Origin of the sequence: Pseudomonas sp. NFACC04-2, assembly GCF_900119265.1 — a bacterium.
GTDB lineage: Bacteria > Pseudomonadota > Gammaproteobacteria > Pseudomonadales > Pseudomonadaceae > Aquipseudomonas > Aquipseudomonas fluorescens_AA.
Window position 1 is genome coordinate 164085 of the sequence record NZ_FPJC01000004.1, and the last position, 26914, is coordinate 190998.

Consider the following 26914-nt stretch of genomic DNA (forward strand, 5'->3'; position numbering starts at 1 on the left):
ATGCACTTGCGAGGACTTTATGGCCCGTTTCGAACTGCAAAAACTCTACATCGATGGCGCGTACAGCGATGCCAGCGGCGACGCCACTTTCGAAGCCATCAACCCGGCCAACGGTGAAGTACTCGCCCTGGTGCAGCGCGCAACGTTCGAGGACGTCGAGCGCGCCGTGGTCAGCGCCGAAAAGGGCCAGAAAGTCTGGGCCGCCATGACCGCCATGCAGCGCTCGCGCATCCTGCGCCGCGCCGTGGACATCCTGCGCGAGCGCAACGATGAACTGGCCGCCCTGGAAACCCTGGACACCGGCAAGGCCTACTCCGAAACCCGCTACGTCGACATCGTCACCGGCGCCGACGTGCTGGAATACTATGCCGGCCTGGTGCCCGCTATCGAAGGCGAGCAGATCCCACTGCGCGACACGTCTTTCGTCTACACCCGTCGCGAACCCCTGGGCGTAGTGGCTGGTATCGGCGCGTGGAACTACCCGATCCAGATCGCCCTGTGGAAATCCGCACCGGCCCTGGCAGCCGGTAACGCGATGATCTTCAAACCGAGCGAAGTCACCTCGCTGACCACCTTGAAACTGGCCGAGATCTATACCGAAGCCGGCGTTCCGCCAGGCGTCTTCAACGTCCTGACCGGCAGCGGTCGTGAAGTCGGCACCTGGCTGACCGAGCACCCGCGCATCGAGAAAGTCTCCTTCACCGGCGGCACCGACACTGGCAAGAAAGTCATGGCCAGCGCTTCGAGCTCTTCGCTCAAGGAGGTGACCATGGAGCTGGGTGGCAAGTCGCCGTTGATCATCTGCGACGATGCCGACCTGGATCGCGCTGCAGACACTGCGATGATGGCCAACTTCTACAGCTCCGGCCAAGTTTGCACCAACGGCACCCGCGTGTTCGTACCGAGCCACCTCAAGGCGGCCTTCGAAGCCAAGATCGCCGAGCGCGTGGCGCGCATCCGTATCGGCAATCCAGAGGACGAAAACACCAACTTCGGCCCGCTGGTGAGCTTCGCCCACATGGAAAGCGTGTTGGGCTACATCGAGAAAGGCAAGGCCGAAGGTGCACGCCTGCTGTGCGGCGGCGGTCGTCTGACCGACGGCGAATTCGCCAAGGGCGCATTCGTCGCCCCGACCGTGTTCACCGACTGCACCGACGAGATGACCATCGTGCGCGAGGAAATCTTCGGCCCAGTGATGAGCATCCTCACCTATGACACCGAAGAAGAAGTGGTTCGCCGGGCCAACGACACCGACTTCGGCCTGGCCGCTGGCGTCGTGACCCGCGACCTGAACCGCGCCCACCGCATCATCCACCAGTTGGAAGCCGGTATCTGCTGGATCAACGCCTGGGGCGAGTCCGACGCCAAGATGCCGGTCGGCGGCTACAAGCAATCGGGCGTGGGCCGTGAGAACGGCATCAGTTCGCTGAACAACTTCACCCGCATCAAGTCGGTGCAGGTCGAACTGGGCGATTACGCGTCGGTGTTCTGATCTGACCCCAGACCTGGGGCCGGGCTGAGGCTTTTGTGGCGAGGGAGCTTGCTCCCGCTGGGCTGCGAAGCAGCCCCAAACCAGCCCCACAGGTCATCCAGACAGAACACGGTCGCTCTGCATGCGACTGCTGCGCAGCCGAGCGGGAGCAAGCTCCCTCGCCACAAGGGCACTCGGCAACCGCGACCTGAACCCAATTCAAAAAGAGGGTGCATTTCATGTCCCAAGAATTCGATTACATCATCATCGGTGCCGGCTCGGCTGGTAACACGCTGGCCACCCGCCTGACCGAAGACGAGGGCGTCACCGTCCTGCTGCTCGAAGCCGGCGGCCCGGACTATCGCCTGGATTTCCGCACGCAAATGCCCGCCGCCCTGGCGTTCCCGCTGCAAGGCCGGCGCTATAACTGGGCCTATGAGACCGACCCGGAGCCGCACATGAACGGCCGCCGCATGGAATGCGGTCGCGGCAAGGGCCTGGGCGGTTCTTCGCTGATCAATGGCATGTGCTACATCCGTGGCAACGCCCTGGACTATGACAACTGGGCAAAACTGCCTGGCCTCGAAGACTGGACGTACCTGGACTGCCTGCCCTACTTCAGAAAAGCCGAGACCCGAGACATCGGCCCGAACGACTACCACGGCGGCGACGGCCCCGTGAGCGTGACCACGCCCAAGGCCGGCAACAACCCGTTGTTCCACGCCATGGTCGAGGCCGGTGTGCAAGCCGGTTACCCGCGTACCGAAGACCTCAACGGCTACCAGCAGGAAGGTTTCGGCCCGATGGACCGTACCGTCACGCCCAACGGCCGTCGGGCCAGCACCGCGCGCGGTTACCTGGACATCGCCAAGAAGCGCTCGACCCTGACCATCGTCACCCACGCCCTGACCGACAAGATCATCTTCGAAGGCAAACGCGCGGTCGGCGTGCGTTACCTGGTAGGCGCGGCTGAAGAGCGCGTCGAGGCCAGGGCGCGCAAGGAAGTGCTGCTGTGCTCCGGCGCCATCGCCTCGCCACAGATCCTGCAACGCTCCGGCGTCGGCCCGGCCCAATTGCTGGAAAGCCTCGACATCCCGGTGGTCCACGACCTGCCGGGGGTCGGCGAAAACCTGCAGGATCACCTCGAGTTGTACCTGCAATACGCCTGCACCCAACCGGTCTCGCTGTACCCGTCGCTGCTCTGGTACAACCAGCCGGCCATCGGGGCCGAATGGCTGTTCAACGGCACCGGTATCGGCGCCAGCAACCAGTTCGAGGCCGGCGGCTTCATCCGCACCCGCCCGGAATTCGATTGGCCGAACATCCAATATCACTTCCTGCCGGTGGCGATTAACTACAACGGCAGCAACGGCGTGAAGGAACATGGTTTCCAGGCGCACATGGGCTCCATGCGCTCGCCAAGCCGCGGCCGGATCCAGGCCAAGTCCAAGGACCCGCGCCAGCATCCGAGCATTCTGTTCAACTACATGGCCACCGAACAGGACTGGCAGGAATTTCGCGACGGCATCCGCCTGACCCGCGAGATCATGCAGCAACCGGCACTCGACCCGTTCCGGGGTCGCGAGATCAGCCCGGGCATCGAGGTGCAGACGGACGCGCAACTGGACCAGTTCATCCGCGAACACGCCGAAACCGCGTTCCACCCGTCCTGCTCGTGCAAGATGGGCACCGACGACATGGCCGTGGTGGACGGCGAAGGCCGCGTGCATGGCATGCAAGGGCTGCGCGTGGTGGATGCCTCGATCATGCCGATCATCACCACCGGCAACCTGAACGCGCCGACGATCATGATCGCCGAGAAAATCGCCGACAAGATCCGCGGCCGCAAGCCCCTGCCACGCAGCACCGCCCCGTACTACGTCGCCGGCGACGCGCCAGTGCGAGGCAAGCCGATGCGGGAAGTGGGGCCAATGGCTCAGTAAGACTCAGGACCGCCATCGCGAGCTTGCTCGCGATAGCGGTGCATCGGCTTGCATCAATGTCGGATGTACCGCTGTCTTCGCGGGCAAGCCCGCTCCCACAAAGGCACGACGGCCGGCACGGATTCCGCGGTCGCCGAAGATCCAGTGTGGGAGCGAGCTTGCTCGCGATAGCGTCCGCCCTGACAACCTCAGTATTCCCTCCTACCTTGATCCCTCCCCCGCCCCAGGCCTACTCTAGAGCCACAGCGTCAATGCACCGCACCTCGCTGCATCGCCACTCCAGACAAGGAGGTTTCATGTTCGACTTCCACCCCCGGCTCAAGGAGCGTTTTGCTGCCTTGCGCACGGGTGCTGAATTCTTTTCCCTGCGTTACGTGCGCGAATCCGGCCAGCATCTGTCGGTGCGCAAGAACGTCGCCGAACCGCCCAGCCTGAACCGTGATGAAGGTGCGATGCTCACCGCGCGGGTCAACGGTGTCGAGGCGTATGCCGCCACCAACGACCTGTCCCAGGCCGGTCTGCAAGCGGCACTGGATCGGGCCGAGCAACAGGCCCGACGGCTCAAGCCCCATGCCTTGCTGGATTTGCGCGAACAAGCGGTTTCCAGCGACCGCGCCGATTACTTCTCGCCGCATTTCGACCAGACCTTCCCGCCCCTGAGCGACTGCTACCAATTGCTCGGCGACGAATCGGCCGCAGTGCCCCAGGACGAGCGCCTGGTGAACTGGCAGGCCAGCATCGGCCTGGCCCAGGTCGAGCAGATCTACCTCAACAGTGCCGGCGCCGAACTGCGCCAGGCCCAACGCTTCATCTACCCAGCCCTGGATGTCACCGCCTTCGACGGCCACGACAGCCAGACTCGTACCCTGGGCCGGGAAAATTTCGGCCAGCAGGGCGGCTTCGATGTGATCAGCCGCTGCGGCCTGATCGGTGCCGGGCCGAAAATCGCCGACCAGGCCCTGCAGTTGCTGATGGCGCCGAACACCCCGCAAGGCCCCCGCGACCTGCTGCTGATGCCCGACCAGATGATGCTGCAGATCCATGAGTCCATCGGCCATCCGTTGGAACTGGACCGCATCCTGGGGGACGAACGCAATTACGCCGGCACCAGCTTCGTCAAGGCCAGCGACTTCGGACACCTGCAATACGGCTCCAACCTGTTGAACGTGACGTTCGATCCGAATATTCCCGAGGAACTGGCGAGCTACAGCCATGACGACGACGGTACAGCCGCCAGTAAACAATTCCTGATTCGTGAAGGTCGGCTGCTGCGGCCACTGGGCGGGGCACTGTCGCAGTTTCGCACGGGCCTGGACGGTGTCGCCAACAGCCGCGCCTGCGGTTGGAACCGCCCGCCCATCGACCGCATGGCGAACCTGAACATCGAGCCCGGCGACCAATCCCTGGAACAACTGGTCCAGGGCATCGAGCGTGGCGTGCTGATGCGCACCAACCGCTCCTGGTCCATCGACGACGCCCGCAACAAATTCCAGTTCGGCTGCGAGTGGGGCCAGTTGATCGAGAACGGCGAGCTCAAGGGCGTGGTGAAGAACCCCAACTACCGGGGTATTTCCGCGCAATTCTGGAAGAGCCTGCGCGCCGTGGGCGATGCCAGTACCCTCCAGGTTCTGGGCACGCCGAACTGTGGCAAGGGCGAACCGAACCAGGTCATCCGCGTCGGCCATGCGTCGCCAGCCTGTGTGTTCAGCAATGTTGATGTGTTTGGGGGAGATGCCTGATGAGCAGCGTCAATAATCAGGCCGGAGCGTTCAAGGCGCTGGTCGACTGGCTGCGCGATGCGTTGCTTGAATCCGAACAGTTCACCCTCGGCTATGCCGCCGAGTCCTCGGCCTTCGTGCGTTTCAACCACGGCAAGGTCCGCCAGGCAGGACAGGTGCAGCAGGCCAATGTCAGTTTCAAATTGATCGACGACGGGCGCCACGCCGACCTGCAGATCACCTTGTCCGGCGACCACGAGACCGACCTGCAACGCCTGGCCCAAGGGCTGCAACAACTGCGCGAAACCTTGCCGCTGCTGCCCGCCGATCCTTACCTGCTGCTCAACCCCGCCCCCTGGCAGAGCAACAATGTGCAGGACCATCCATTGCCCGAGACGGAACAGGCCGTTACCGAAATCACCCGCGCCGCCGAAGGCCTGGACCTGGTGGGGTTTTACGCCGCTGGGCCCATCAGCCGTGGTTTCGCCAGTTCTTCGGGGGCGTTTGGCTGGCATCAGGCCAACAGCTTCAACTTCGATTTCAGCCTGTTCCATGGCAATGGCCAGGCGGTGAAAGCCAGCTACGCCGGACATGAATGGAGCAGTGACGGATTTGCCCGGCGCTTCGAACAGGCCCGCGAGCAACTGGAGTTTCTCGGCCGCCCGCTGCGCACGTTGCCGCCAGGCGAATATCGCGCCTACCTGGCGCCGGCCGCGCTGGAAGAGATCATGGGCATGCTCAGTTGGGGCGGATTCTCGGCCCGTGCAATCGCCAGCAAGCAAAGCCCACTGCAGAAATTCTACGCTGGCGAAGCCCACTTCAGCCCCAACGTGTGGCTGACGGAGCAGGTCAGCGGCTCCTTGAGCCCGGCGTTTTCCGACGAAGGTTATCCCCGCGATGACTTGGGACTGATCGCCAAGGGCACGGCCAATGCGCGACTGGTCAACTCGCGCAGCGCCGCCGAATACGGCCTCGCGGCCAACGGCGCCAGCAGCTACGAATACCCGACGGCGCTGGACATGCGGGGCGGACAATTGGAGCAAAAACACATCCTCGAAGCACTCGGCACCGGGCTGTACATCAGCAACCTCTGGTACTTGAACTATTCGGACCAGCCGGCGGCGCGCCTGACCGGCATGACCCGCTTCGCCACGTTCTGGGTCGAGAACGGCCAGATCCAGGCGCCGGTCAATACCATGCGTTTCGACGACAGCGTCTACAGCCTGCTCGGCTCACAACTGGAAAGCCTGACCCGAGAGCGGGAACTTCTGCTCTCGGCCAGCACCTACAGCCAGCGAGCCACGGCCTCGATGCTATTGCCGGGAGCGCTGGTGAAGCGGTTGACCTTGACGCTGTAATAACCGAATTTGGCCGAGTACCCCGTGGCGAGGGAGCTTGCTCCCGCTCGACTGCACAGCAGTCGCAAAACCCTGCTGACCCAACGCATCTGAAACACCGCGGAGCCTGGTTTTAGGGTTGCTTCGCAACCCAGCGGGAGCAAGCTCCCTCGCCACAACAGCGGCACCTGTTCCTGATCAACACGCCATACAAGAGGCCCCATGCCCAACCGCGCTCCGCTCGACGCCGTCACTGCCCGCTGGCTTCCATGGGTCGTGGCGATCGCCTTCTTCATGCAGTCCCTGGACGGGACGATCCTCAACACCGCCCTGCCCGCCATGGCCAGTGACTTGGCGGAAAACCCGCTGCGCATGCAGGGCGTGATCATCGCCTACATGCTCACCGTGGCGCTGCTGATCCCGGCCTCGGGCTGGATCGCCGACCGCTTCGGCACCAAGAAGATCTTCTTCGGGGCGATCCTGCTGTTCAGCTTCGGCTCGCTGCTGTGCGCCCTGTCCAATTCGTTGAGCATGCTGATCGGCGCCCGGGTCATCCAGGGCCTGGGCGGTGCGCTGATGCTGCCGGTGGGCAGGCTGGTGGTGCTGCGGGCTTATCCGCGCTCGGAACTGGTGCGGATCATGGGCTTCATCACCATCCCCGGCCTGCTCGGCCCACTGATCGGGCCGACCATGGGCGGCTGGATGGTGGAGTACCTGACCTGGCACTGGATCTTCATCATCAACCTGCCGGTGGGCGTGATCGGCTGTTACGCGGTGTGGAAATTCATCCCCGACCTGCGCGGCAGCGAACGCACCCGGTTCGATGGCCTGGGGTTCCTGCTGTTCGGCGCGGCGATGGTGCTGATCACCGTCGCCATGGAGGGCCTGGGCGAACTGCACCTGCCACACCTGCGGGTAATGCTGCTGCTGTTCGGCGGCATGGCCTGCCTGGCGGCCTACTGGCTGCGGGCCGGGCATATCGAGAACGCGCTGTTCCCGCCGTCGTTGTTCAAGACCCGCACCTTCGCAGTGGGCATCCTCGGCAACCTGTTCGCGCGCCTGGGCAGCGGCGCATTGCCGTTCCTGGTGCCGTTGCTGCTGCAAGTCGCCCTCGGCTATTCACCGTCCCAGGCCGGCATGAGCATGCTGCCCCTGGCGGCAGCGGCCATGGTCGCCAAGTCCGTGGCCCGACCGCTGATCGAACGCCTGGGTTATCGCATCGTCCTGACCGGCAATACCGTGGCCCTGGGCGTGATGCTGGCGAGCATGGGCCTGGTCAGCGAACAGACACCGTACTGGCTGTTGCTAGCGCAACTGGCGGTGCTGGGGGCGATCAACTCGCTGCAATTCACCGCGATGAACACCGTGACCCTGATCGACCTGGACGACGCCAGCGCCAGCAGCGGCAACAGCCTATTGTCGGTGGTAGCGCAACTGTCTCTGAGCCTGGGCGTGGCCTGCGCCGGCGCCCTGCTCGGTGGCTTTACCGCCCAGGTGGGCAACGACGGGGTCGACACCGTGCTCGGCGCGTTCCAGCTGACATTCGTGACGGTAGGGATCATGGCGATGCTGGCGGCGACGATTTTTTCCCAGTTGTCCAAGCAGGATGGCCGGCGGCAGAAGCGTCCCGATGAGCATATCGAGCATTAAACCAGGCGCTTGGAACGCTGTCTGGGCATGCTGGCTCTTGTGGCGAAGGAGCTTGCTCCCGCTGGGGTGTGAAGCGCCCCCAAAATCGGTCAACACGGTGTACCTGAAATATCGCGTCGCCTGGGTTACGACTGCTGCGCAGCCGAGCGGGAGCAAGCTCCCTCGCCACGGGGGCCACACCACGCTCGTCCAGAACTTTCGAAGAAAGTGGCACGAGGCTGCTACACTGCGCGACATTTTGTTTTGCAGGCCAGTCCCGTGACCACCATTGCCACCGCTTTTAATACTTTGCCGCTGTCCGCCGCCATGCTGGCTAACCTCGAATCACTCGGTTATGCCCAGATGACGCCGATCCAGGCGCAAAGCTTGCCGGTGATCCTCAAGGGCATGGACCTGATCGCCCAGGCCAAGACCGGCAGCGGCAAGACTGCCGCCTTCGGCATCGGCCTGCTGAACCCGATCAACCCACGTTTCTTCGGCTGCCAGGCACTGGTGATGTGCCCGACCCGCGAGCTGGCTGACCAGGTCGCCAAGGAAATCCGTCGCCTGGCCCGCGCCGAAGACAACATCAAGGTCCTGACCCTGTGCGGCGGCGTGTCCTTCGGCCCGCAGATCGCCTCCCTCGAACACGGCGCCCACATCATCGTCGGCACACCAGGGCGCATCCAACAGCACCTGCGCAAGGGTTCGCTGGTGCTCGACGGCCTCAACACCCTGATCCTCGACGAAGCCGACCGCATGCTCGACATGGGCTTCTACGACGCCATCGAAGACATCATCCAGCAGACCCCGGAACGCCGCCAGACGCTGCTGTTCTCCGCCACCTACCCGGTGGGCATCAAGCAACTGTCGTCCAAGTTCATGCGCAACCCGCAGCAAGTGAAGGCCGAGGCGTTTCACTCCGACGCGCAGATCGAGCAGCGCTTCTATGAGATTTCCCCCGAGGAGCGCATGGACGCGGTGGTCAAGGTGCTGGCGCATTTCCGCCCGGCCTCCTGCGTGGCGTTCTGCTTCACCAAGCAGCAGGTCCAGGAAACCGTCGATCACCTGACGTCCAAGGGCATTTCTGCCGTTGGCCTGCACGGCGACCTGGAACAGCGCGACCGCGACCAGGTGCTGGCAATGTTCGCCAACCGCAGCACCTCGGTGCTGGTGGCTACTGACGTGGCGGCCCGCGGCCTGGACATCGATGCCCTGGACATGGTGATCAACGTCGAACTGGCCCGGGACTCGGAAATTCATATCCACCGCGTCGGCCGCACCGGTCGCGCCGGAGAGAAAGGCATCGCCATCAGCCTGGTGGCGCCGTCCGAAGCCCACCGCGCCCAGGCCATCGAGCAACTGCAGAAGTCGCCCCTGAGCTGGGACCAACTGGACAACCTCAAGCCCCAAGGCGGCGGCCCGCTGCTGCCGGCCATGAGCACCCTGTGCATCGGCGCCGGGCGCAAAGACAAGGTCCGCCCCGGCGACATCCTCGGCGCCCTGACCGGCGAGGCCGGCATTCCCGGCGCCCAGGTCGGCAAGATCGCGATCTTCGATTTCCAGGCCTATGTGGCCGTGGAACGCGGCATCGCCAAGCAGGCCCTGCAACGCCTGAACGATGGCAAGATCAAGGGCCGCTCGTTGCGGGTGCGGATCCTGTAAAGCGATCTGCAACCCGATGAAGATCCCTATGTGGGAGCGGGCTTGCTCGCGAATGCGGTGTGTCAGTCCATTCAATGTTGGCTGATACACCGCATTCGCGAGCAAGCCCGCTCCCACATGGTTTTATCGGTGAAATTAAAATTTGTGTGAGGACACCGTTTTGCGCTCTACCGAAGTCGTGATCATTGGCGCTGGCGCCGCGGGGTTGATGTGTGCGCTGACCGCGGCCGCGCGCGGGCGGCAGGTGATGCTGCTGGACCACGCCAACAAGGCCGGCAAGAAGATTCTCATGTCCGGTGGTGGGCGCTGCAATTTCACCAACATGTACACCGAGCCGGGCAACTTCCTGTCGCAGAACCCGCACTTCTGCAAGTCGGCCCTGGCCCGCTACACCCAGTGGGACTTCATCGCACTGGTGGCCAAGCACGGCGTGCCCTATCACGAGAAAAAGCTCGGCCAGTTGTTCTGCGATAACAAGTCCAGCGACATCCTGGGCCTGCTGCTGGATGAATGCGACCAGACCGGCGTCAGCCTGCACCTCGACACGTCGATCACCCAGATCGAAAAAACCGACAGCGGCTACCTGCTGCAAACCACCCTCGGCGCCCTCGCCTGCCAATCCCTGGTGATCGCTACGGGCGGGCTGTCGATCCCAACACTCGGAGCGACCGGCTTCGGTTATCAGGTGGCGAAACAGTTTGGCCATGCACTGCTGCCGACCCGCGCCGGGCTGGTGCCGTTCACCATCACCGATCAGCTCAAGGCCTTGTGCACCGAACTGTCGGGCACCTCGGTGGATTGCCTGGTGAGCTGCAACGACCAGAGCTTTCGCGAGAACATCCTGTTCACCCACCGTGGCCTGAGCGGCCCGGCGATCCTGCAGATTTCCTCGTTCTGGGAGTCGGGAGACACGGTGCAGATCAACCTGCTGCCGGACCACGATGTGCCGCAATGGCTGCAACAGCAACAGGCCGAGCGCCCCAACAGCGAACTCAAGACCCTGCTGGGCGAGCTGTTCACCAAGAAGATGGCCAACCTGCTGGCCGACACCTGGTTCGTCTCCAAACCCATGAAGCAGTACACCCACGGGGAGCTGGCGGACATCGCCGAGAAACTGGCGAGCTGGAACGTCGTCCCGGCCGGCACCGAAGGCTACCGCACCGCCGAAGTCACCCTGGGCGGCGTCGACACCCGGGAAGTCTCGTCCAAAACCATGGAATCGCTGAAAAGCCCTGGCCTGTATTTCATCGGCGAAGTGCTGGACGTCACCGGACACCTGGGCGGGTTCAATTTTCAGTGGGCCTGGGCTTCGGGTTATGCGGCTGCGCAGTACGTCTGACACAACACACATCGAATGTGGGAGCGGGCTTGCTCGCGAATGCGGTGAGTCAATCAATTCGATGCTGACTGACATACCGTATTCGCGAGCAAGCCCGCTCCCACAGTAGGTCGGCGGTGCATCCCGGAACACTTTTTGCTGCCGGATGTGATCGCCGCCATTGCGTCGGCGTCATTACTGCCTCAATTTAGCGTCATTGCCCGTCAGGCCCGTGCACTTCATGTCATCGAACTCGTTTAGCCAGTCTTTGCGTCGCCTTTGGGCGTTGGATAAGTTCAGTTATAGCGTGCGGGTGTTCATCGCCCTGACCGGCAGCATGGGGCTGTGCTGGTATCTCGACGAGATGGCGCTGCTGATTCCCCTCTTCCTGGGCATCATCGCCAGTGCCCTGGCCGAGACCGACGACAGTTGGCAGGGCCGTCTCAACGCGCTGGCCGTAACGCTGGTGTGCTTCACCATCGCGGCGCTGTCGGTGGAGTTGCTGTTCCCGTATCCCGTGCTGTTCATCATCGCCCTGGCCCTGGCGAGCTTCGGCCTGACCATGCTCGGGGCCCTGGGCGAACGTTATGGCGCGATTGCCTCTGCCACCTTGATTCTTTCGGTCTACACCATGATCGGCGTGGACCAGCGCGGCGGCGCGGTCACCGATTTCTGGCATGAGCCGCTGCTGTTGGTGGCCGGTGCCGCGTGGTACGGCCTGCTCTCGGTGCTATGGCATGCGCTGTTTTCCAACCAACCGGTGCAGCAAAGCCTGGCGCGGCTGTTCCGCGAGTTGGGACGATACCTTAAACTCAAATCGTCGCTCCTCGAGCCGATCCGCCAACTGGACGTCGAGGCCCGTCGCCTGGAACTGGCCCAGCAGAATGGCCGAGTGGTCGCCGCGCTCAACAGCGCGAAGGAAATCATCCTGCACCGCGTGGGCAACGGCCGGCCGGGCTCGAAGGTCAGTCGCTACCTGAAGCTGTACTTTCTGGCCCAGGACATCCACGAACGCGCGAGTTCCTCCCACTATCCCTACAACGCCCTAGCCGAAGCTTTCTTCCACAGCGACGTGCTGTTCCGCTGCCAGCGCCTGCTGCGCCAGCAAGGCAAGGCCTGCCAGGCACTGGCCGAGTCGATCCAACTGCGCCAGCCGTTCGTCTACGACGACACCTTCGCCGAGGCCCTCAACGACCTGCACGCGTCCCTTGAGCACCTGCGCATCCAGAGCAACCCGGCCTGGCGTGGCTTGCTGCGCTCGTTACGGGCGCTGGCGGCGAACCTGGGCACCATGGACCGCCTGCTCAGCGACGCGAGCAACCCCGACGCCCTGGCCGACGCCACCGACAGCAGCCTGCTGGACCGTTCGCCGCGCAACCTCAAGGATGTCTGGCTGCGCTTGCGCACCCAGCTCACGCCCACCTCGCTGCTGTTCCGCCATGCCTTGCGCTTGCCCCTGGCTTTGAGCGTGGGTTACGCCGTGGTGCACATGATCCACCCGTCCCAGGGCTATTGGATCATCCTTACCACGCTGTTCGTGTGCCAGCCCAACTACGGCGCCACCCGACGCAAGCTCGGCCAGCGGATCATCGGCACCGCCATCGGCCTGACGGTGGCCTGGGCGTTGTTCGACCTGTTTCCCAATCCGCTGGTGCAGTCGTGCTTCGCCATCGCCGCCGGGGTGGTGTTCTTTACCAACCGCACCACCCGCTACACCCTGGCGACGGCGGCGATCACCATCATGGTGCTGTTCTGCTTCAACCAGGTGGGCGACGGCTATGGTCTGCTGCTGCCGCGGCTGTTCGATACCTTGCTCGGCAGCCTGATCGCCGGGCTGGCGGTGTTCCTGTTCCTGCCCGACTGGCAAGGTCGGCGGCTGAACAAGGTGCTGGCCAACACGCTGACCTGCAACAGCATTTACCTGCGCCAGATCATGCAGCAATACGCCGCTGGCAAAAGTGACGACCTGGCCTACCGCCTGGCCCGACGCAACGCCCACAACGCCGATGCCGCGCTGTCCACCACGCTGGCCAACATGCTGATGGAGCCGGGGCATTTCCGTAAGGAAGCCGATGTGGGGTTCCGTTTCCTGGTGCTGTCCCACACCCTGCTCAGTTACCTGTCGGGCCTGGGCGCCCACCGGGGCACCGAACTGCCGACGGAAGTGCGCGAACAGTTGATCGACGGTGCCGGCGTGAAACTGGCAGCGAGCATCGACGAAATCGCCCAGGGCTTGGCGAGTAAACAGCCGATCGCGATCCAGAGCGACGAGGAGGAAGCCCTGGCCAGCGAGCTTGAGCAGATGCCCGATGAGATCGACGAAGGACAGCGTCTGGTGCAGACGCAACTGGGGTTGATCTGTCGACAGTTGGGGCCGTTGCGGACCTTGGCCGCGCATCTGATCAAGGACACCAGCGCGACTTGAGAGTTGTGGTGAATGGGCCGGCCTCTTCGCGAGCAAGCCCGCTCCCACATTTGGAATGCGTACTCCTGTGGGAGCGGGCTTGCTCGCGAAGAGGCCAGTCCAGGCAACTCAACCCTTGAGCTCACATCCCATGTTGCTTGAGCAATCGCTCATAACTCCCATCCGCCTTCATCGCCGCGATCTCCCGATCGAACCCGGCCACGATCTGCTCATGCTCCGGGTTCTTCAGGCTGACCAGGATGTGCAGGCTGTTTTCGCTCAAGGGTTTGGGCAGGAACTCCACGGCGCTGCGCACCTTGGGCGATTCGCGGGCCAGGTAATAACGGGCGACGAACTCGTCTTCCAGGGTCAACTTCACGCGGTCGGCAGCCAGCATGCGCACCGCCATGGCGAAGTTATGCACCGGGACTTTCTGCATCTGCGGGTCTTCATCGAAGTCCTTGGAATAAGCATAACCGCGCACGACAGCGATGGGATAGGCACGCAGTTGTTGCAGGCTGTCGAACTGGATCGCCTCGCCCTTGCGCTTGATGAAACGCACACGGTTGAGCAGATACTCGGCCGAGAACCGGCCTATATGAGTGCGCTCCTCGCTGTACCAGGCATTGATCAGCACGTCATAGCGGCCCTCGCCGATGCCCAGCATCGCCCGGGCCCAGGGCACCTGTTCGAAGTCCGTGGCATAGCCGGCCCGCGCCAGGGCGGTGCTGACGATATCGGTCGCCAGGCCACCATTTATCAAGGTGGAATCGGTAAAGGGCGGCCAGGCATCGGCGACCAGGCGCAACTTCTGCGCGCAAGCCTCGTAGCTCAGCAACAGCAATCCGATCAATGCAAGAGCTCGATGCAATCGCGGCATGCCAAACGTCCTTGACGGGTTCAAAGCCCGGTTTGTTTTTAGCCGAAACTCAACAGGCATCCTCAGACACCCGGTCCTAACATTAGCTCATTGGAACCGCGGCGCAGGGCTGTCACGAAGATTACACAAAGACGACAGCACCGCGACAAAGGAATGATGGCATTTTGGTCTTTGTCACAGATTTTCCTGTCGCGCGAGCAAGAGACTTCCGAGCCAACCACGCTTAATATCGGCAGCAGGTTCTTCAGGAAATTCAAAAATGGATATCGAGTGGGTCTGCAAACATCACAGTGACCTGAGCAAGGAACAGCTGTATGCCATCCTCAAATTGCGCTCCGACGTGTTCGTCGTCGAGCAGAACTGCGCCTATCCGGACGTCGACGGACTGGATCTGGAGGGCGATACCTGCCACCTGATGGCCTGGCACGACAATCATTTGGTGGCCTACCTGCGCCTGCTCGACCCACACTCGCAGAACAGCGACGTAGTGATCGGGCGCGTGATCATCGCCCCCCAGGCACGCGGCCAGGGATTGGGCCACACGCTGATGGAACAAGCGCTCAAGCAGGCCGAGAAACATTGGCCGGGCACATCGATCTCATTGTCGGCCCAGGCGCATCTGCAGGGGTACTACGGGCGGTACGGGTTTGAAACGGTGGGGGTGGAATACCTGGAGGATGGGATTCCACACATCGGTATGCATCGGCCTTGATGACGGCATCGCGAGCAAGCTCGCTCCCACAGTGGATCCGGGTCGTACATCAATCGCGTGTTCACCGAAGATCGACGTGGGAGCGAGCTCGCTCGCGATAGGGCCAGCCCAAACACCACCCTACAATCAGGGGTATTCGAGCACCGCCTTGATCCGCGGCAGATTCCCCTCGATCCACCCCCGGTCAATCGCACCCCAGTCGCGAATCCGATAATGCCCGGCATGGTTGCGCGCGCCGTCCTCCTGCTCGAACTCACACACAATGTCCAAGTCAGCCAGCGCGGCGATGGTGTCCTGGGCCGTGCGCCTGGGCATACCGGTGGCTTCGGTGAGCGTGGGGACGTTGCTGGCCAGGCCGCTGTCGATCAGGTAAGCCACGTACAGGCGGCGGTAGAAACTGGTCTTGGTCTTGCTCACGTCCATCCGGTCAGTCCTTGTGAGGTTGCAGGTCACGCCAGGTCAGGTACACCCGCAGGTCGAATTCCAACTGGTGATAACCCGGCAACATGTGTTCGCAGAGCTGGTAGAAGGCCTTGTTGTGGTCCGACTCCTTGAAGTGCGCCAGCTCGTGTACCACGATCATCTCCAGGAACTCGGGCGCCGCGTCCTTGAACAGCGCCGCGATACGGATTTCCTTCTTGGCCTTGAGCTTGCCGCCCTGCACCCGTGATACCGCGGTGTGCAGGCCGAGGGCGCGGTGGGTCAGGTCCAGGCGACTGTCGAACAACACTTTGTCGATGGCCGGCGCGTTTCGCAGGTATTGCTGCTTGAGGTCCAGCGCATAACCGTACAGGGCCTTGTCGCTCTGGATCGGATGCCGCCCCGGGTAGCGCTGTTGCAGGTAATCGCCCAGGCGGCCCTGGGCGATCAATTGCTGCACTTGGGCTTGCAAGGCAGCGGGGTAGGCCTGGAGGTATTTGAGCGCGGTCATCGGCGGGCAACACAGTCACAAGAGGCCGCCAGTGTAGCGAATTCAGGCCTGCACCGCGCTCCAGTCGAAGGGCGTGGCGAAGACATTGGTGTCTTCGGCCATCAACGGTCGCGCCACCAGGAACCCCTGCACGAATTCACAGCCGTGGGCGTGTAGCCACAAATACTGCTCGCGGGTCTCCACCCCTTCGGCGATGACCCGCAAGCCCAACTGCATACACAGGTCGATGACCGAGGCGGCCAACGCGGCGTCCCGGGGCGACCCCGGCAAGCGGGCAATCAAGTGCCGATCCAGCTTGAGGGTATCGAGCTCAAGGTCGCGCAAATGCGTCAGCGAACACGGGCCCGAACCGAAGTCATCCAATGCCACGCGCACCCCGAGCTGGCGCAGCAACCGCAGTTGCTTTTGGGTTTCATCGGGATTGCGCATCAGCGCATCCTCGGTCACCTCGACCTCCAACTGCCGAGGCTTCAAGGCGTGACGCTCCAGGACCTGGCGCAACTCGGTCACCAGGTTCGGCATGCCGAACTGAGTGCTGCTCAGGCTTACCCCCAACACCAGGTCGTCAGCGAACAAGCGCTCCCAGACTTTGCGCTGGGCCGCGCTGCGATGATAAATCCAACTGCCCAGCCGACTGATCAATCGTGCCTCTTCCAGCAACGGCAGGAACAGGCCCGGCGGCACATCACCGACGCTCGGATGCTGCCAGCGCAACAGCGCCTCGAACCCACGGATCCGCCCGTCGACGATACTCACCTGGGGCTGGTAGACCATATTGAAATCGCGGTTTTCGATGGCCGAGCGCACGCTCTCTTCCAGCATCAGCCGTGAACGGGCTCGACCGTTCATTTCGTGGTCGTAGAAACGGTATTGCTGGCGACCGGCACGCTTGGCTTCGTACATGGCGATGTCGGAGGCCCGCAGCAAGCCATCAAGGTTGGCACCACAGTCCGGGTACGTCGCGATACCGATGCTGGCGCCGAGCGCCACGTCCATGCCTTCGATCTGCTGGCAGATCGCGACGCGCTCGATGAGTTTCTCCGCGACCTTCGCCGCCTGCTCGGGAAACTCCAGGTCCAGCAGGGCCGTGAACTCGTCCCCGCCCAGCCGCGCCAGGATATCGAAGGGGCGCAGGCATGCCTTCAACTGCTCCGACACCCAGCGCAAAACCCGGTCCCCAGCGTCGTGCCCAAGCGAGTCATTGACCCGCTTGAAGCCATCGAGGTCCAGGTACAGCAGTACCCAGTTGCTTTCCAGCCGCTCGCTGCGCATCAACAGGTTTTCCGCGGTCTGGTAGAAGCCCCGGCGGTTGAGCAAGCCGGTCAGCGGGTCCGTGACGGCCTGGTATTCGAGCTGCTGGTGCAAGTGGCGAACCACGGACATGTCCTGGAGCGTCACCACCATCGCCTTCTGCTCCAAGGGCAGCGGCGCGCAGGACAAGGCCACCGACACCTGCTGGCCGGGTGCCGTGCGCAGCACCGCGTCATGCAGTCGCCAGGTTTCACCACGCCGATAGGCGTTATGGATATCGGAATCCACCCACTCGGGAATGTGGGGTTTCTGCAGGAAATCCAGGAACGGCATTCCTTGCAACTGGTCGGCGGTGGCATTGAGTAAACGGCAGGTCGACGGGTTGGCGAAGCGGATACACCCATTCTCATCCACCACCAGGATGCCTTCGGCGGCGTTGTCCAGCACCGAGGCATTGAAGGCCCTGGCCGCTTCGAGATCCTGACTCAGGCGCTGCAAGGCCCGGCGATTGCGCTGGTGCTCGAGCAATGCCTGGACCTTGGGCTTGAGGATTTGCGGATCGAAGGGCTTGAACAGGTAATCCACGGCGCCACTGGCGTAGCCCTTGATGACCGCATCCTGGGATTGCTCGTTGGCGGTCAGGAAAATGATCGGCGTGAGCCGCGTGCGCTGGCTGCCGCGCATCAGCCGCGCCACTTCGAAACCGTCCATGTCGGGCATCTGCACATCCAGCAGAACCAGATCGATGTCGTGTTCGAGCAGCAGGTTAAGCGCCTCGACCCCCGAGGACGCAGTCATCACCCGCCAATCCTGCCGTTGCAACAAGGCCCTCATGCTGAGCAGGTTTTCAGGGTAGTCATCAACAATCAAAAGGACAGAGCTGTCTTCGCCGGGCGTTGGTTGCGCGCATTCCATGCTGCTTCTCTTATCGGGCGCCACGTCCGTTTTTACGTAGCAAAGCGGACAAATACTGTCCCCTCACTCTAGACCGGGATTTTGAAAAGCAGTAGGTGTCATCACGCCATCATCCAGGCAAAGCCGGGAATAGCCGACTAACGGTCACCCACCTCGGGCACAAAAACTGCACAGACACCTACGACGAACAATTGACGTCAATCATCCGCCGGACGGTCATCAAGAAATACCCATCCTGCGTGATCAACACGCCCACAACGCGCGAGTTAGAGCCCGCGCCAGGGCTTCATCTTTTTTCGCTTCGTTACGTAGGATCCGGACATGATCGATCTCGCTACCTGGAACTTGAGCATCCCCGAGGGCAGCCCACCGGCAACCATTTCAACCCCACTGCTGGTACAGGGGTTCAAGGACCAATACTTCAACTCCGAAACCGGGACCCTGTTCTTCTGGGCGCCGGTGACCGGCGCCAAGACGGAAAACGCAATCTACCCGCGCAGCGAACTGCGGGAGACCTATAGCAACGGTACCTTGCGCAACTGGCTGTACTCGGCGGCGGACAACAAACTGGTCGCGACCCTGACCGTCAACCAGGTGCCCAGCAGCGGCAAGATCGTGATCGGCCAGATCCACGCCAAGGACAGCACCAGCCCCATGGTGAAGCTGGAGTACCAGTACAAGACCTATAGCTCCACCGGCAACATCGTCGCCAAGGTCCGCATGCGCCCAGATGACGAATCGGGCCAAGTCATTACCATCGCCACGGGCATCAAGCTGAACCAGTCGTTCTCCTACCTGATTCACCTCAGCCCCGCCGGCGCCCTGACCATCAACGGCGCCGGCTATCAGTGGAATACCAACATCAGCAACACCTGGAGCGACAAACCGCTGTACTTCAAGGCAGGCGTGTATGTGCAAGACAACACCGGCTACGTCACCGAAGGCGGGAAAGTGACCTTCAGCATGCTGGATATCGATCACAACCTGTGATTGCGCCCTCTCGTAGCGCCATAGCAGCAGGGAACGCTGCTTGCCACGTGCGACAAAAACCTCCCTGTCCGCTGCTTGATGCCCTATAACTGGGCGCCATAGACAGATGCCATATCGCCATGTTCCCGAAAAACTCTAATTAGCCGACTAACGGTCGTCGGTCTCGGGCACCAAACCGGCAAACGCAACTCTGACGGACTGTTGACGCCAACCCTCCGCCGTACGAACGTGCCAAATACTCGTTCGCGCCCCCTCTTGGCCTCAGCAAAAAGCGCGTCTTAGAGCCCTCCGGCTGTGGCGTAAATCATTTCTTCTTCTCAGAAAGGATCCGAACATGGTCGATCTTGCAACTTGGAACCTGAGCATTCCCGAAGGCAGCCCGCCGAAGACCATCGAAACCCCTCGGCTGGTGGATGGGTTCCGGGACAAATATTTCAACTCCGAAGGCAGCACGGTGTATTTCTGGTCACCGGTCACCGGCACCAAGACGGAAAACGCGATCTACCCACGCAGTGAATTACGGGAAACCTACAAGGACGGCACCTTGCGCAACTGGGTCTACCCTGACGCCGACAATAAATTGAGCGCGACCCTGGTGGTCAATCAGGTGCCCAGCAGCGGCAAGATCGTGATCGGGCAGATTCATGCCAAGGACAGCAGCAAACCCATGGTGAAACTGGAGTACCAGTACAAGGATGACGGCAAGACTGGCGACATCGTTGCCAAGGTCCGCATGCGCCCCGATGACGATGAGGGTCGGGTTGTCACCGTCGCGACCGGCGTGAAGCTGGCTCAGTCCTTCAGTTATCGGCTCCACCTCGATCGTACGGGTGACCTGGGTATTACTGCGGCGGGTCGTAGTTGGTACACCACCATCAGCTCCAAATGGAAGGTCAAGCCGTTGTACTTCAAGGCTGGCGTGTATGTGCAGGACAACAGTGGCTATACCAGCGAAGGTGGGAAGGTGACGTTCAGCAAGTTGGATATCGATCACAACACTTGAGCCGGCGCTTTCGGAAATCTCGTGGGGATTTACCTAGGGGTACCGTGTGTATATCCATTGCTGTGGTCACGGCTACTTATGGTTCCGCCCTTACGGCGGGTCACTTTTGAGAAGCGCAAAAGTGACCCGCCGTAAGGGCGGAACCCTAAGTAGCCGTAACAAAAAAAACGGATATACACACAAATCCCAAACACAAAAAAACCCGCATCACTGCGGGTTTTCTCACACCACTGAAGCCTTAGTTGACCTTAGCGTTCAACTCACCCTTCAAATACCGCTGATACATCGCTTCCAACGAAATCGGCTTGATCTTCGACGCATTACCCGCAGTCCCAAACGCCTCATAACGCGCAATGCACACATCACGCATGGCCGTCACAGTAGCACCGAAGAACTTACGCGGATCAAACTCACTCGGGTTGGTCGCCATCAAACGACGCATGGCACCGGTAGAGGCCAGGCGCAGGTCAGTGTCGATGTTGACCTTGCGCACGCCGTACTTGATGCCTTCGACGATTTCCTCAACCGGCACGCCGTAGGTTTCCTTGATGTCGCCGCCGTACTGGTTGATGATCGCCAGCCACTCTTGCGGTACCGAGGACGAACCGTGCATCACCAGGTGGGTGTTGGGGATGCGCTTGTGGATTTCCTTGATGCGGTCGATGGCCAGCACGTCGCCGGTCGGTGGCTTGGTGAACTTGTAGGCGCCGTGGCTGGTGCCGATGGCGATGGCCAGGGCATCGACTTGGGTTTTCTTGACGAAGTCCGCCGCTTCTTCCGGGTCGGTCAGCATCTGGCTGTGGTCCAGCACGCCTTCGGCGCCGATGCCGTCTTCTTCACCGGCCATGCCGGTTTCCAGCGAACCCAGGCAACCCAGCTCACCTTCCACCGACACACCGCAAGCGTGGGCCATGGCCACAGTCTGCTGGGTAACGCGTACGTTGTATTCGTAGTCGGTCGGGGTCTTGCCGTCTTCGCCCAGGGAACCGTCCATCATCACCGAGCTGAAGCCCAGTTGGATGGAGCGCTGGCAGACGTCCGGGCTGGTGCCGTGGTCCTGGTGCATGCACACCGGGATGTGCGGGAATTCTTCGATCGCCGCCAGGATCAGGTGACGCAGGAACGGCGCGCCGGCATATTTGCGGGCACCGGCCGAAGCCTGGACGATCACCGGGGAGTCAGTCTTGTCAGCGGCTTCCATGATGGCGCGCATCTGCTCAAGGTTGTTGACGTTAAAGGCTGGAACGCCGTAGCCGAATTCGGCTGCGTGGTCCAGCATCTGACGCATGCTGATAAGTGCCATTGTGTCTCTCTCCCGGTCGAGGGTCGTTAATCGTGCCAGCCTGCCGGAGCGGCGGCGGCTATTCAAGTCATTGCGGATCGGGGGTTGGCCCGAGCTGCGTGTTCGGTGAAACAAAATCTCAAAACTATAGAGACCCCTGTGGGAGCGGGCATGCTCGCGAATGCGGTTTCACATTCAGCAGATATGCAAGCTGACCCGCCGCATTCGCGAGCAAGCCCGCTCCCACATTGGATCTCTATGGATCAATTGGCCTTGCAGCCACGCCCAATCAAGTCATTGGTGGCGACCCAGTACACCAGGCCTTCCTCACCCTTGACGTGAAACGCCAGCATGTCATCGCTGTACAACGAGCCTTCGGCACCCGGCTCAAGCGTGAGGCGATAAACCTTATCGGCGCCGCCCAGGCGTACATCGACTTCCTTGCGGGCGGCATCGGCGTAGCGCCAGAGCACTTTGGCCTCGCTGTCACAGGTCCAGCTTGTCCAGCCCTCTGCAACGGGCTCGGACGACTGCAAAAAACCCAGTTGCGAACAACCGGCCAGCAATGCCAACGCCATAACGGCGATCAAGCCTTTCATCCATGTTCCTCGACGGACGGCACACGCCGCCCGCCATGAGTTAAGAGTCAGACCCGTCAAGGACAACCATGTTCCTTGGCCGGGGTTTGCGTCTCGTATTTGTCCAGGCCGTCCGGTCCGGAACGCTTGTTCAGCACCGGATTCGTCTCGGCCTGCCAGTCGGCCTGGTAACAGCCTTCTTCGGGCGTCGGCGCGCCGGTTTGCGGGGCCGGAGCCTCCGGGCTGCTCGAGCAAGCCACCAGCATCGTTGCCGCCAGCAACAACGTGAACGTCTTGACCATCAGAACACTCCTTTGCCTGGTCAACGCCGCCTCAGGCCTTGGCCCGGCTTTCCAGGACTTCCACGGCCGGCAACACCTTGCCTTCGACGAATTCGAGGAACGCGCCGCCACCGGTGGAAATGTAGGAGATCTGGTCGGCCACGCCATATTTGTCGATGGCCGCCAGGGTGTCGCCGCCGCCGGCGATGGAGAACGCATCGCTTTCGGCGATGGCTTGGGCCAGCACCTTGGTGCCGTTGCCGAACTGGTCGAACTCGAACACGCCGACCGGGCCGTTCCACAGGATCGTCTGGGAGGATTTCAGCAATTGGGCGAAGTTGGCTGCGGTTTGCGGGCCGATATCCAGGATCATGTCATCCTCGGCCACGTCGGCCACCAGCTTGACAGTGGCCGTCGCACTTTCAGCGAATTCCTTGGCCACGACCACGTCCACCGGCAACGGTACGCTGACCTTGGCGGCGATTTCCCGGGCGGTGTCCAGCAGGTCCGGCTCGTACAGGGATTTGCCGACCGGGTGACCGGCGGCGGCCAGGAACGTGTTGGCGATACCGCCACCGACGATCAACTGGTTGCACACCTGGCTCAGGCTGTTGAGCACGTCCAGTTTGGTGGAGACTTTGGAGCCGGCCACAATGGCGGCCATCGGCTGAGCCGGCGAGCCCAGGGCCTTGCCCAGTGCGTCCAGCTCGGCCGCCAGCAACGGGCCTGCGGCGGCGACTTTGGCGAATTTCGCCACGCCATGGGTCGAACCCTCGGCGCGGTGTGCGGTGCCGAAGGCGTCCATCACGAACACGTCGCACAGGGCGGCGTATTGCTGGGCCAATTCGTCGGCGTTCTTTTTCTCGCCCTTGTTGAAGCGCACGTTTTCGAACAACACGACATCACCGGCCTTCACATCGACGCCGCCCAGGTAGTCCGCGACCAACGGCACGTCACGACCCAAGGCACGGCTCAAGTAATCGGCTACCGGCTTGAGGCTGTTTTCCGCCGAGAACTCGCCTTCGGTCGGACGGCCCAGATGGGAGCAAACCATCACGGCCGCGCCTTTTTCCAAGGCCAGCTTGATGGTCGGCAGCGAAGCCAGGATACGCGCGTCGCTGGTGACAACACCGTCCTTGACGGGGACGTTGAGGTCTTCGCGGATCAGTACGCGTTTACCTTGCAGATCGAGGTCGGACATCTTCAACACGGTCATGGGTCGCAATTCCTGGGTAACTGTTTAGAGAGCAGGTTTTTTCGAAGCGGTTTGCAGGTAATGCTCGGCAACGTCCAGCATTCGGTTGGCAAACCCCCATTCGTTGTCGAACCAGGCCAGGATGTTCACAAGCCGCGGCCCGGAAACACGGGTCTGGCTGGCATCGACAATGGCCGAATGGGGGTCATGGTTAAAATCACAACTGGCGTGAGGCAACTCGGTGTAAGCCAGGAGGCCTTTGAGCGGGCCGCTGGTGGCGGCTTCGCGCAGGATCCGGTTGACCTCGGTGGCGTCGGTATCGCTCACGGTCTGCATCGTGATATCGAGGCAGGACACGTTGACCGTCGGCACCCGCACGGCTTTGGCCTGAATTCGCCCGGCAAGTTCCGGCAGCAGCCGTTCGATGCCGCGCGCCAGACCAGTGGACACCGGAATCACCGATTGGAACGCCGAACGGGTGCGACGCAAGTCCTCATGATGGTAGGCGTCGATCACTGGCTGGTCGTTCATCGCCGAGTGGATCGTGGTGATCGACACGTATTCCAGACCAATGGCCTGGTCCAGCAGGCGCAACAGCGGCACGCCGCAGTTGGTGGTGCAGGACGCATTGGACACCAGCAGCTCTTCGCCGGTCAGGCAATCCTGGTTCACGCCATAGACGATAGTGGCGTCGACATCCGCTTCGCTGGCCATCGGCTGGGAGAACAGGACCCGTGGCGCGCCGGCCGCGAGAAAACGCTGGCCGTCTTCGCGGGTGTGGTAGGCACCGGAACACTCGAGCACCAGATCGACACCCAGGGACGCCCAATCGATGCCTTCGGGGGTGGCGCTGCGCAGCACTTTCACGCAGTCGCCATTGATATGCAGACAATCGCCCTCGACCCGCACTTCACCGGGAAACCGGCCGTGAGTGGAGTCAAAGCGTGTCAGGTATTCAATGCTGGCCATGTCGGCCAGGTCATTGATCGCCACGATTTCGAAATCGGCCTTGGCCCCTCGCTCGAACAATGCACGCAAGACGCAACGACCTATCCGGCCGTAGCCGTTGAGTGCAACTTTGTAGGGACGCGGTTGGGGCATGGGGTTCTCGATTACCGTGGTGAATCCTTCAGTCCAGTATTGCCTGAAGCTCCGCCATCGCGAGCAAGCTCGCTCCCACAGGATCGCTGGAGAACCTTGTGGGAGCGAGCTTGCTCGCGATGGCGTCAGCCCGGACGAGGCAACTTTCGGATCAGTCTTCCAGCAGCTCTTCAGCCTGACCCAGGATGTTTTCCAGGGTGAAGCCGAACTCCTCGAACAGCGCCGGCGCAGGTGCCGATTCGCCGTAGGTGGTCATGCCGATCACGCGGCCTTCCAGGCCCACGTACTTGTACCAGTAATCGGCATGGGCAGCCTCGATGGCGATCCGCGCGCTGACTTGCAGCGGCAATACCGCCTGCTTGTAGCCGGCATCCTGGGCGTCGAACACGCTGGTGCACGGCATGGACACGACGCGTACGTTGCGGCCCTGCTCGGTCAGCTTGTCGTAGGCCTGGACGGCCAGGCCGACTTCGGAGCCGGTGGCGATCAGGATCAGTTCAGGCTCGCCGATGCAGTCCTTGAGCACGTAACCGCCGCGCGTGATGTCGCCGATCTGATCGGCATCGCGGTTCTGGTGCTGCAGGTTCTGACGGGAGAAGATCAGCGCCGATGGGCCGTCGTTACGCTCGAGGGCGTATTTCCAGGCCACTGCCGATTCCACGGCGTCGCAGGGACGCCAGGTGTCCAGGTTCGGCGTGCAGCGCAGGCTCGCCAGTTGCTCGATCGGCTGGTGCGTCGGGCCGTCTTCGCCCAGGCCGATGGAGTCGTGGGTGAACACATACAGGATGCGTTTTTTCATCAGCGCCGACATGCGCACGGCGTTGCGGGCGTATTCCATGAACATCAGGAAAGTGGCGCCGTAAGGTACCAGGCCACCGTGCAGCGCTACGCCGTTCATGATTGCGCTCATGCCGAACTCGCGAACGCCGTAGTACATGTAGTTGCCACTGGCGTCTTCGGCGCTGACACCTTTGCAGCCTTTCCACAGGGTCAGGTTGGAACCAGCCAGGTCGGCCGAACCGCCCAGCAGTTCCGGCAGCAATGGGCCGAAGGCGTTCAGGGTGTTCTGGCTGGCCTTGCGGCTGGCGATGGTTTCGCCCTTGGCGGCGACTTCAGCGATGTACGCCGAGGCTTTTTCGGCGAAGTCGGCCGGCAGCTCGCCGCTGAGGCGACGCACCAGCTCGTTTGCCAGCTCGGGGAATTCGGCGGAATAGGCAGCGAAGCGCTGGTCCCACTCGGCTTCGAGCGCACGGCCCTTTTCCTTGGCATCCCATTCGGCGTAGATGTCGGCCGGGATTTCGAACGGGCCATGGTTCCACTTAAGCGCGGCACGGGTCAGGGCGATTTCCTCGGCCCCCAACGGCGCGCCGTGGCAGTCTTCCTTGCCTTGCTTGTTCGGCGAGCCGAAACCGATGGTGGTCTTGCAGCAGATCAGGGTCGGCTGGGCGCTTTTGCGAGCGGTCTCGATGGCGGTCTTGATCTCTTCCGGGTCGTGACCGTCGACGTTGCGGATTACCAACCAGTTGTAGGCTTCGAAGCGCTTGGGGGTGTCGTCGGTGAACCAACCTTCGACTTCGCCATCGATGGAGATGCCGTTGTCGTCGTAGAACGCGATCAGCTTGTCCAGGCCCAGGGTACCGGCCAGGGAGGCGACTTCATGGGAAATGCCTTCCATCATGCAGCCATCGCCCAGGAATACGTAGGTGTGGTGGTCGACGACGTTATGACCTGGGCGGTTGAACTGTGCCGCCAGGACTTTTTCCGCCAGGGCAAAACCCACGGCGTTGGCCAGGCCTTGGCCCAGTGGGCCGGTGGTGGTTTCCACCCCTGGGGTGTAGCCATATTCCGGGTGGCCCGGGGTGCGGCTGTGCAACTGGCGGAAGTTCTTCAGGTCATCGATCGACAGGTCATAGCCGGTCAGGTGCAGCAGCGAGTAGATCAACATCGAGCCGTGGCCGTTGGACAGCACGAAGCGGTCACGGTCGGCGAACGAGGGGTTGCTCGGGCTGTGCTTGAGGTAGTCGCGCCAAAGCACCTCGGCGATATCCGCCATACCCATGGGGGCACCGGGATGGCCGCTGTTGGCTTTCTGCACGGCATCCATGCTGAGGGCACGAATGGCATTGGCACGCTCACGACGGCTGGGCATCGCTGTTCTCCTGCGGGTATTGAATCGAGAATGAATAAAACGAAACTGAAAAAGGCGAGCATTTTCCCTCACCCACCCGCCCCGGGGCAATGATAGATAGTCATCCTTGAGCGTTTTTCCGGTGGATAAAGTCGCATTCGCCGGGTGAAACCTTTCCGCTG

The 26914-nt window shown here is 62.1% G+C and carries 21 protein-coding genes; 11 read left to right on the forward strand and 10 right to left on the reverse strand.

Annotated features, from left to right (window positions below):
• The first annotated feature begins 19 nt into the window (after nt 1–19).
• The 8 genes from betB to yccS all read left to right on the forward strand — a co-directional run bounded on the left by betB (nt 20) and on the right by yccS (nt 13506).
• Entirely contained in the window at nt 20–1492 is a 1473-nt protein-coding gene (gene betB / locus BT125_RS07295) for a betaine-aldehyde dehydrogenase (protein ID WP_072405849.1), read from the forward strand.
• Nucleotides 1493–1710: 218 nt separating this feature from the next.
• Entirely contained in the window at nt 1711–3414 is a 1704-nt protein-coding gene (betA, locus tag BT125_RS07300; RefSeq protein WP_072405850.1) for a choline dehydrogenase, read from the forward strand.
• 296 nt (nt 3415–3710) lie between these two features.
• Nucleotides 3711–5153 (forward strand): TldD/PmbA family protein, encoded by a 1443-nt coding sequence (locus tag BT125_RS07305; protein WP_072405851.1) that lies wholly within the window; start codon nt 3711–3713, stop codon nt 5151–5153.
• Entirely contained in the window at nt 5153–6490 is a 1338-nt protein-coding gene (locus tag BT125_RS07310) for a TldD/PmbA family protein (protein WP_072405852.1), read from the forward strand. Before BT125_RS07305 ends, BT125_RS07310 begins: the two co-directional genes overlap by 1 nt.
• Nucleotides 6491–6691: 201 nt before the next feature.
• Nucleotides 6692–8119: a multidrug transporter subunit MdtD gene (gene mdtD, locus BT125_RS07315; protein ID WP_072405853.1), complete on the forward strand. Its 1428-nt coding sequence runs from the start codon at nt 6692–6694 to the stop codon at nt 8117–8119.
• Nucleotides 8120–8425: 306 nt separating this feature from the next.
• The gene (gene dbpA / locus BT125_RS07320; RefSeq protein WP_230149652.1) at nt 8426–9763 is read left to right on the forward strand and encodes an ATP-dependent RNA helicase DbpA; all 1338 of its coding nucleotides are present in this window, start codon (nt 8426–8428) and stop codon (nt 9761–9763) included.
• A gap of 160 nt (nt 9764–9923) precedes the next feature.
• Nucleotides 9924–11102, forward strand: coding sequence for a BaiN/RdsA family NAD(P)/FAD-dependent oxidoreductase (locus BT125_RS07325; protein ID WP_072405854.1), 1179 nt, complete (start codon nt 9924–9926; stop codon nt 11100–11102).
• 220 nt (nt 11103–11322) lie between these two features.
• The gene (yccS, locus tag BT125_RS07330) at nt 11323–13506 is read left to right on the forward strand and encodes a YccS family putative transporter (protein ID WP_072405855.1); all 2184 of its coding nucleotides are present in this window, start codon (nt 11323–11325) and stop codon (nt 13504–13506) included.
• A gap of 121 nt (nt 13507–13627) precedes the next feature.
• Here the strand turns inward: yccS and BT125_RS07335 are convergent, their stop codons facing one another.
• The gene (locus tag BT125_RS07335) at nt 13628–14365 is read right to left on the reverse strand and encodes a substrate-binding periplasmic protein (protein ID WP_072405856.1); all 738 of its coding nucleotides are present in this window, start codon (nt 14363–14365) and stop codon (nt 13628–13630) included.
• Nucleotides 14366–14624: 259 nt separating this feature from the next.
• Between BT125_RS07335 and BT125_RS07340 the strand changes: the two genes are divergently transcribed.
• Nucleotides 14625–15077 (forward strand): GNAT family N-acetyltransferase, encoded by a 453-nt coding sequence (locus BT125_RS07340; protein WP_072405857.1) that lies wholly within the window; start codon nt 14625–14627, stop codon nt 15075–15077.
• Nucleotides 15078–15203: 126 nt separating this feature from the next.
• Here the strand turns inward: BT125_RS07340 and BT125_RS07345 are convergent, their stop codons facing one another.
• Genes BT125_RS07345 through BT125_RS07355 form a run of 3 tightly spaced genes read right to left on the reverse strand, consistent with a single transcriptional unit; the run spans nt 15204 to nt 18174 of the window.
• On the reverse strand, nt 15204–15500 hold the full coding sequence (locus tag BT125_RS07345) for a winged helix-turn-helix domain-containing protein (RefSeq protein ID WP_072405858.1): 297 nt from the start codon (nt 15498–15500) through the stop codon (nt 15204–15206).
• Nucleotides 15501–15504: 4 nt separating this feature from the next.
• A complete protein-coding gene (locus BT125_RS07350; protein ID WP_072405859.1) occupies nt 15505–16008 on the reverse strand; it encodes a M48 metallopeptidase family protein in 504 nt (167 codons plus the stop codon).
• A gap of 42 nt (nt 16009–16050) precedes the next feature.
• Nucleotides 16051–18174 carry a putative bifunctional diguanylate cyclase/phosphodiesterase gene (locus tag BT125_RS07355; RefSeq protein WP_072405860.1) on the reverse strand — a complete coding sequence of 708 codons (2124 nt, stop codon included), beginning with the start codon at nt 18172–18174 and terminating at the stop codon, nt 16051–16053.
• A 321-nt stretch (nt 18175–18495) separates the two neighbouring features.
• Here BT125_RS07355 and BT125_RS07360 point away from each other — a divergent pair, with 321 nt between their 5' ends.
• The gene (locus BT125_RS07360; RefSeq protein ID WP_072405861.1) at nt 18496–19164 is read left to right on the forward strand and encodes a polysaccharide lyase family 7 protein; all 669 of its coding nucleotides are present in this window, start codon (nt 18496–18498) and stop codon (nt 19162–19164) included.
• 334 nt (nt 19165–19498) lie between these two features.
• Nucleotides 19499–20167, forward strand: coding sequence for a polysaccharide lyase family 7 protein (locus BT125_RS07365; RefSeq protein ID WP_072405862.1), 669 nt, complete (start codon nt 19499–19501; stop codon nt 20165–20167).
• Between the two features lie 238 nt (nt 20168–20405).
• Here the strand turns inward: BT125_RS07365 and fba are convergent, their stop codons facing one another.
• The 6 genes from fba to tkt all read right to left on the reverse strand — a co-directional run bounded on the left by fba (nt 20406) and on the right by tkt (nt 26753).
• Entirely contained in the window at nt 20406–21470 is a 1065-nt protein-coding gene (gene fba / locus BT125_RS07370) for a class II fructose-bisphosphate aldolase (RefSeq protein WP_003177554.1), read from the reverse strand.
• 242 nt (nt 21471–21712) lie between these two features.
• A complete protein-coding gene (locus BT125_RS07375) occupies nt 21713–22048 on the reverse strand; it encodes an MliC family protein (protein WP_072405863.1) in 336 nt (111 codons plus the stop codon).
• 56 nt (nt 22049–22104) lie between these two features.
• A complete protein-coding gene (locus BT125_RS07380; RefSeq protein WP_072405864.1) occupies nt 22105–22329 on the reverse strand; it encodes a hypothetical protein in 225 nt (74 codons plus the stop codon).
• A gap of 31 nt (nt 22330–22360) precedes the next feature.
• Complete coding sequence (locus BT125_RS07385; protein WP_072405865.1) at nt 22361–23524, reverse strand: phosphoglycerate kinase; 1164 nt, start codon at nt 23522–23524, stop codon at nt 22361–22363.
• 24 nt (nt 23525–23548) lie between these two features.
• Nucleotides 23549–24604, reverse strand: coding sequence for an erythrose-4-phosphate dehydrogenase (epd, locus tag BT125_RS07390; RefSeq protein ID WP_060740248.1), 1056 nt, complete (start codon nt 24602–24604; stop codon nt 23549–23551).
• Nucleotides 24605–24755: 151 nt separating this feature from the next.
• Nucleotides 24756–26753, reverse strand: a complete 1998-nt coding sequence (gene tkt / locus BT125_RS07395; protein ID WP_072405866.1) for a transketolase — start codon at nt 26751–26753, stop codon at nt 24756–24758.
• Between the last annotated feature and the right edge of the window lie 161 nt (nt 26754–26914).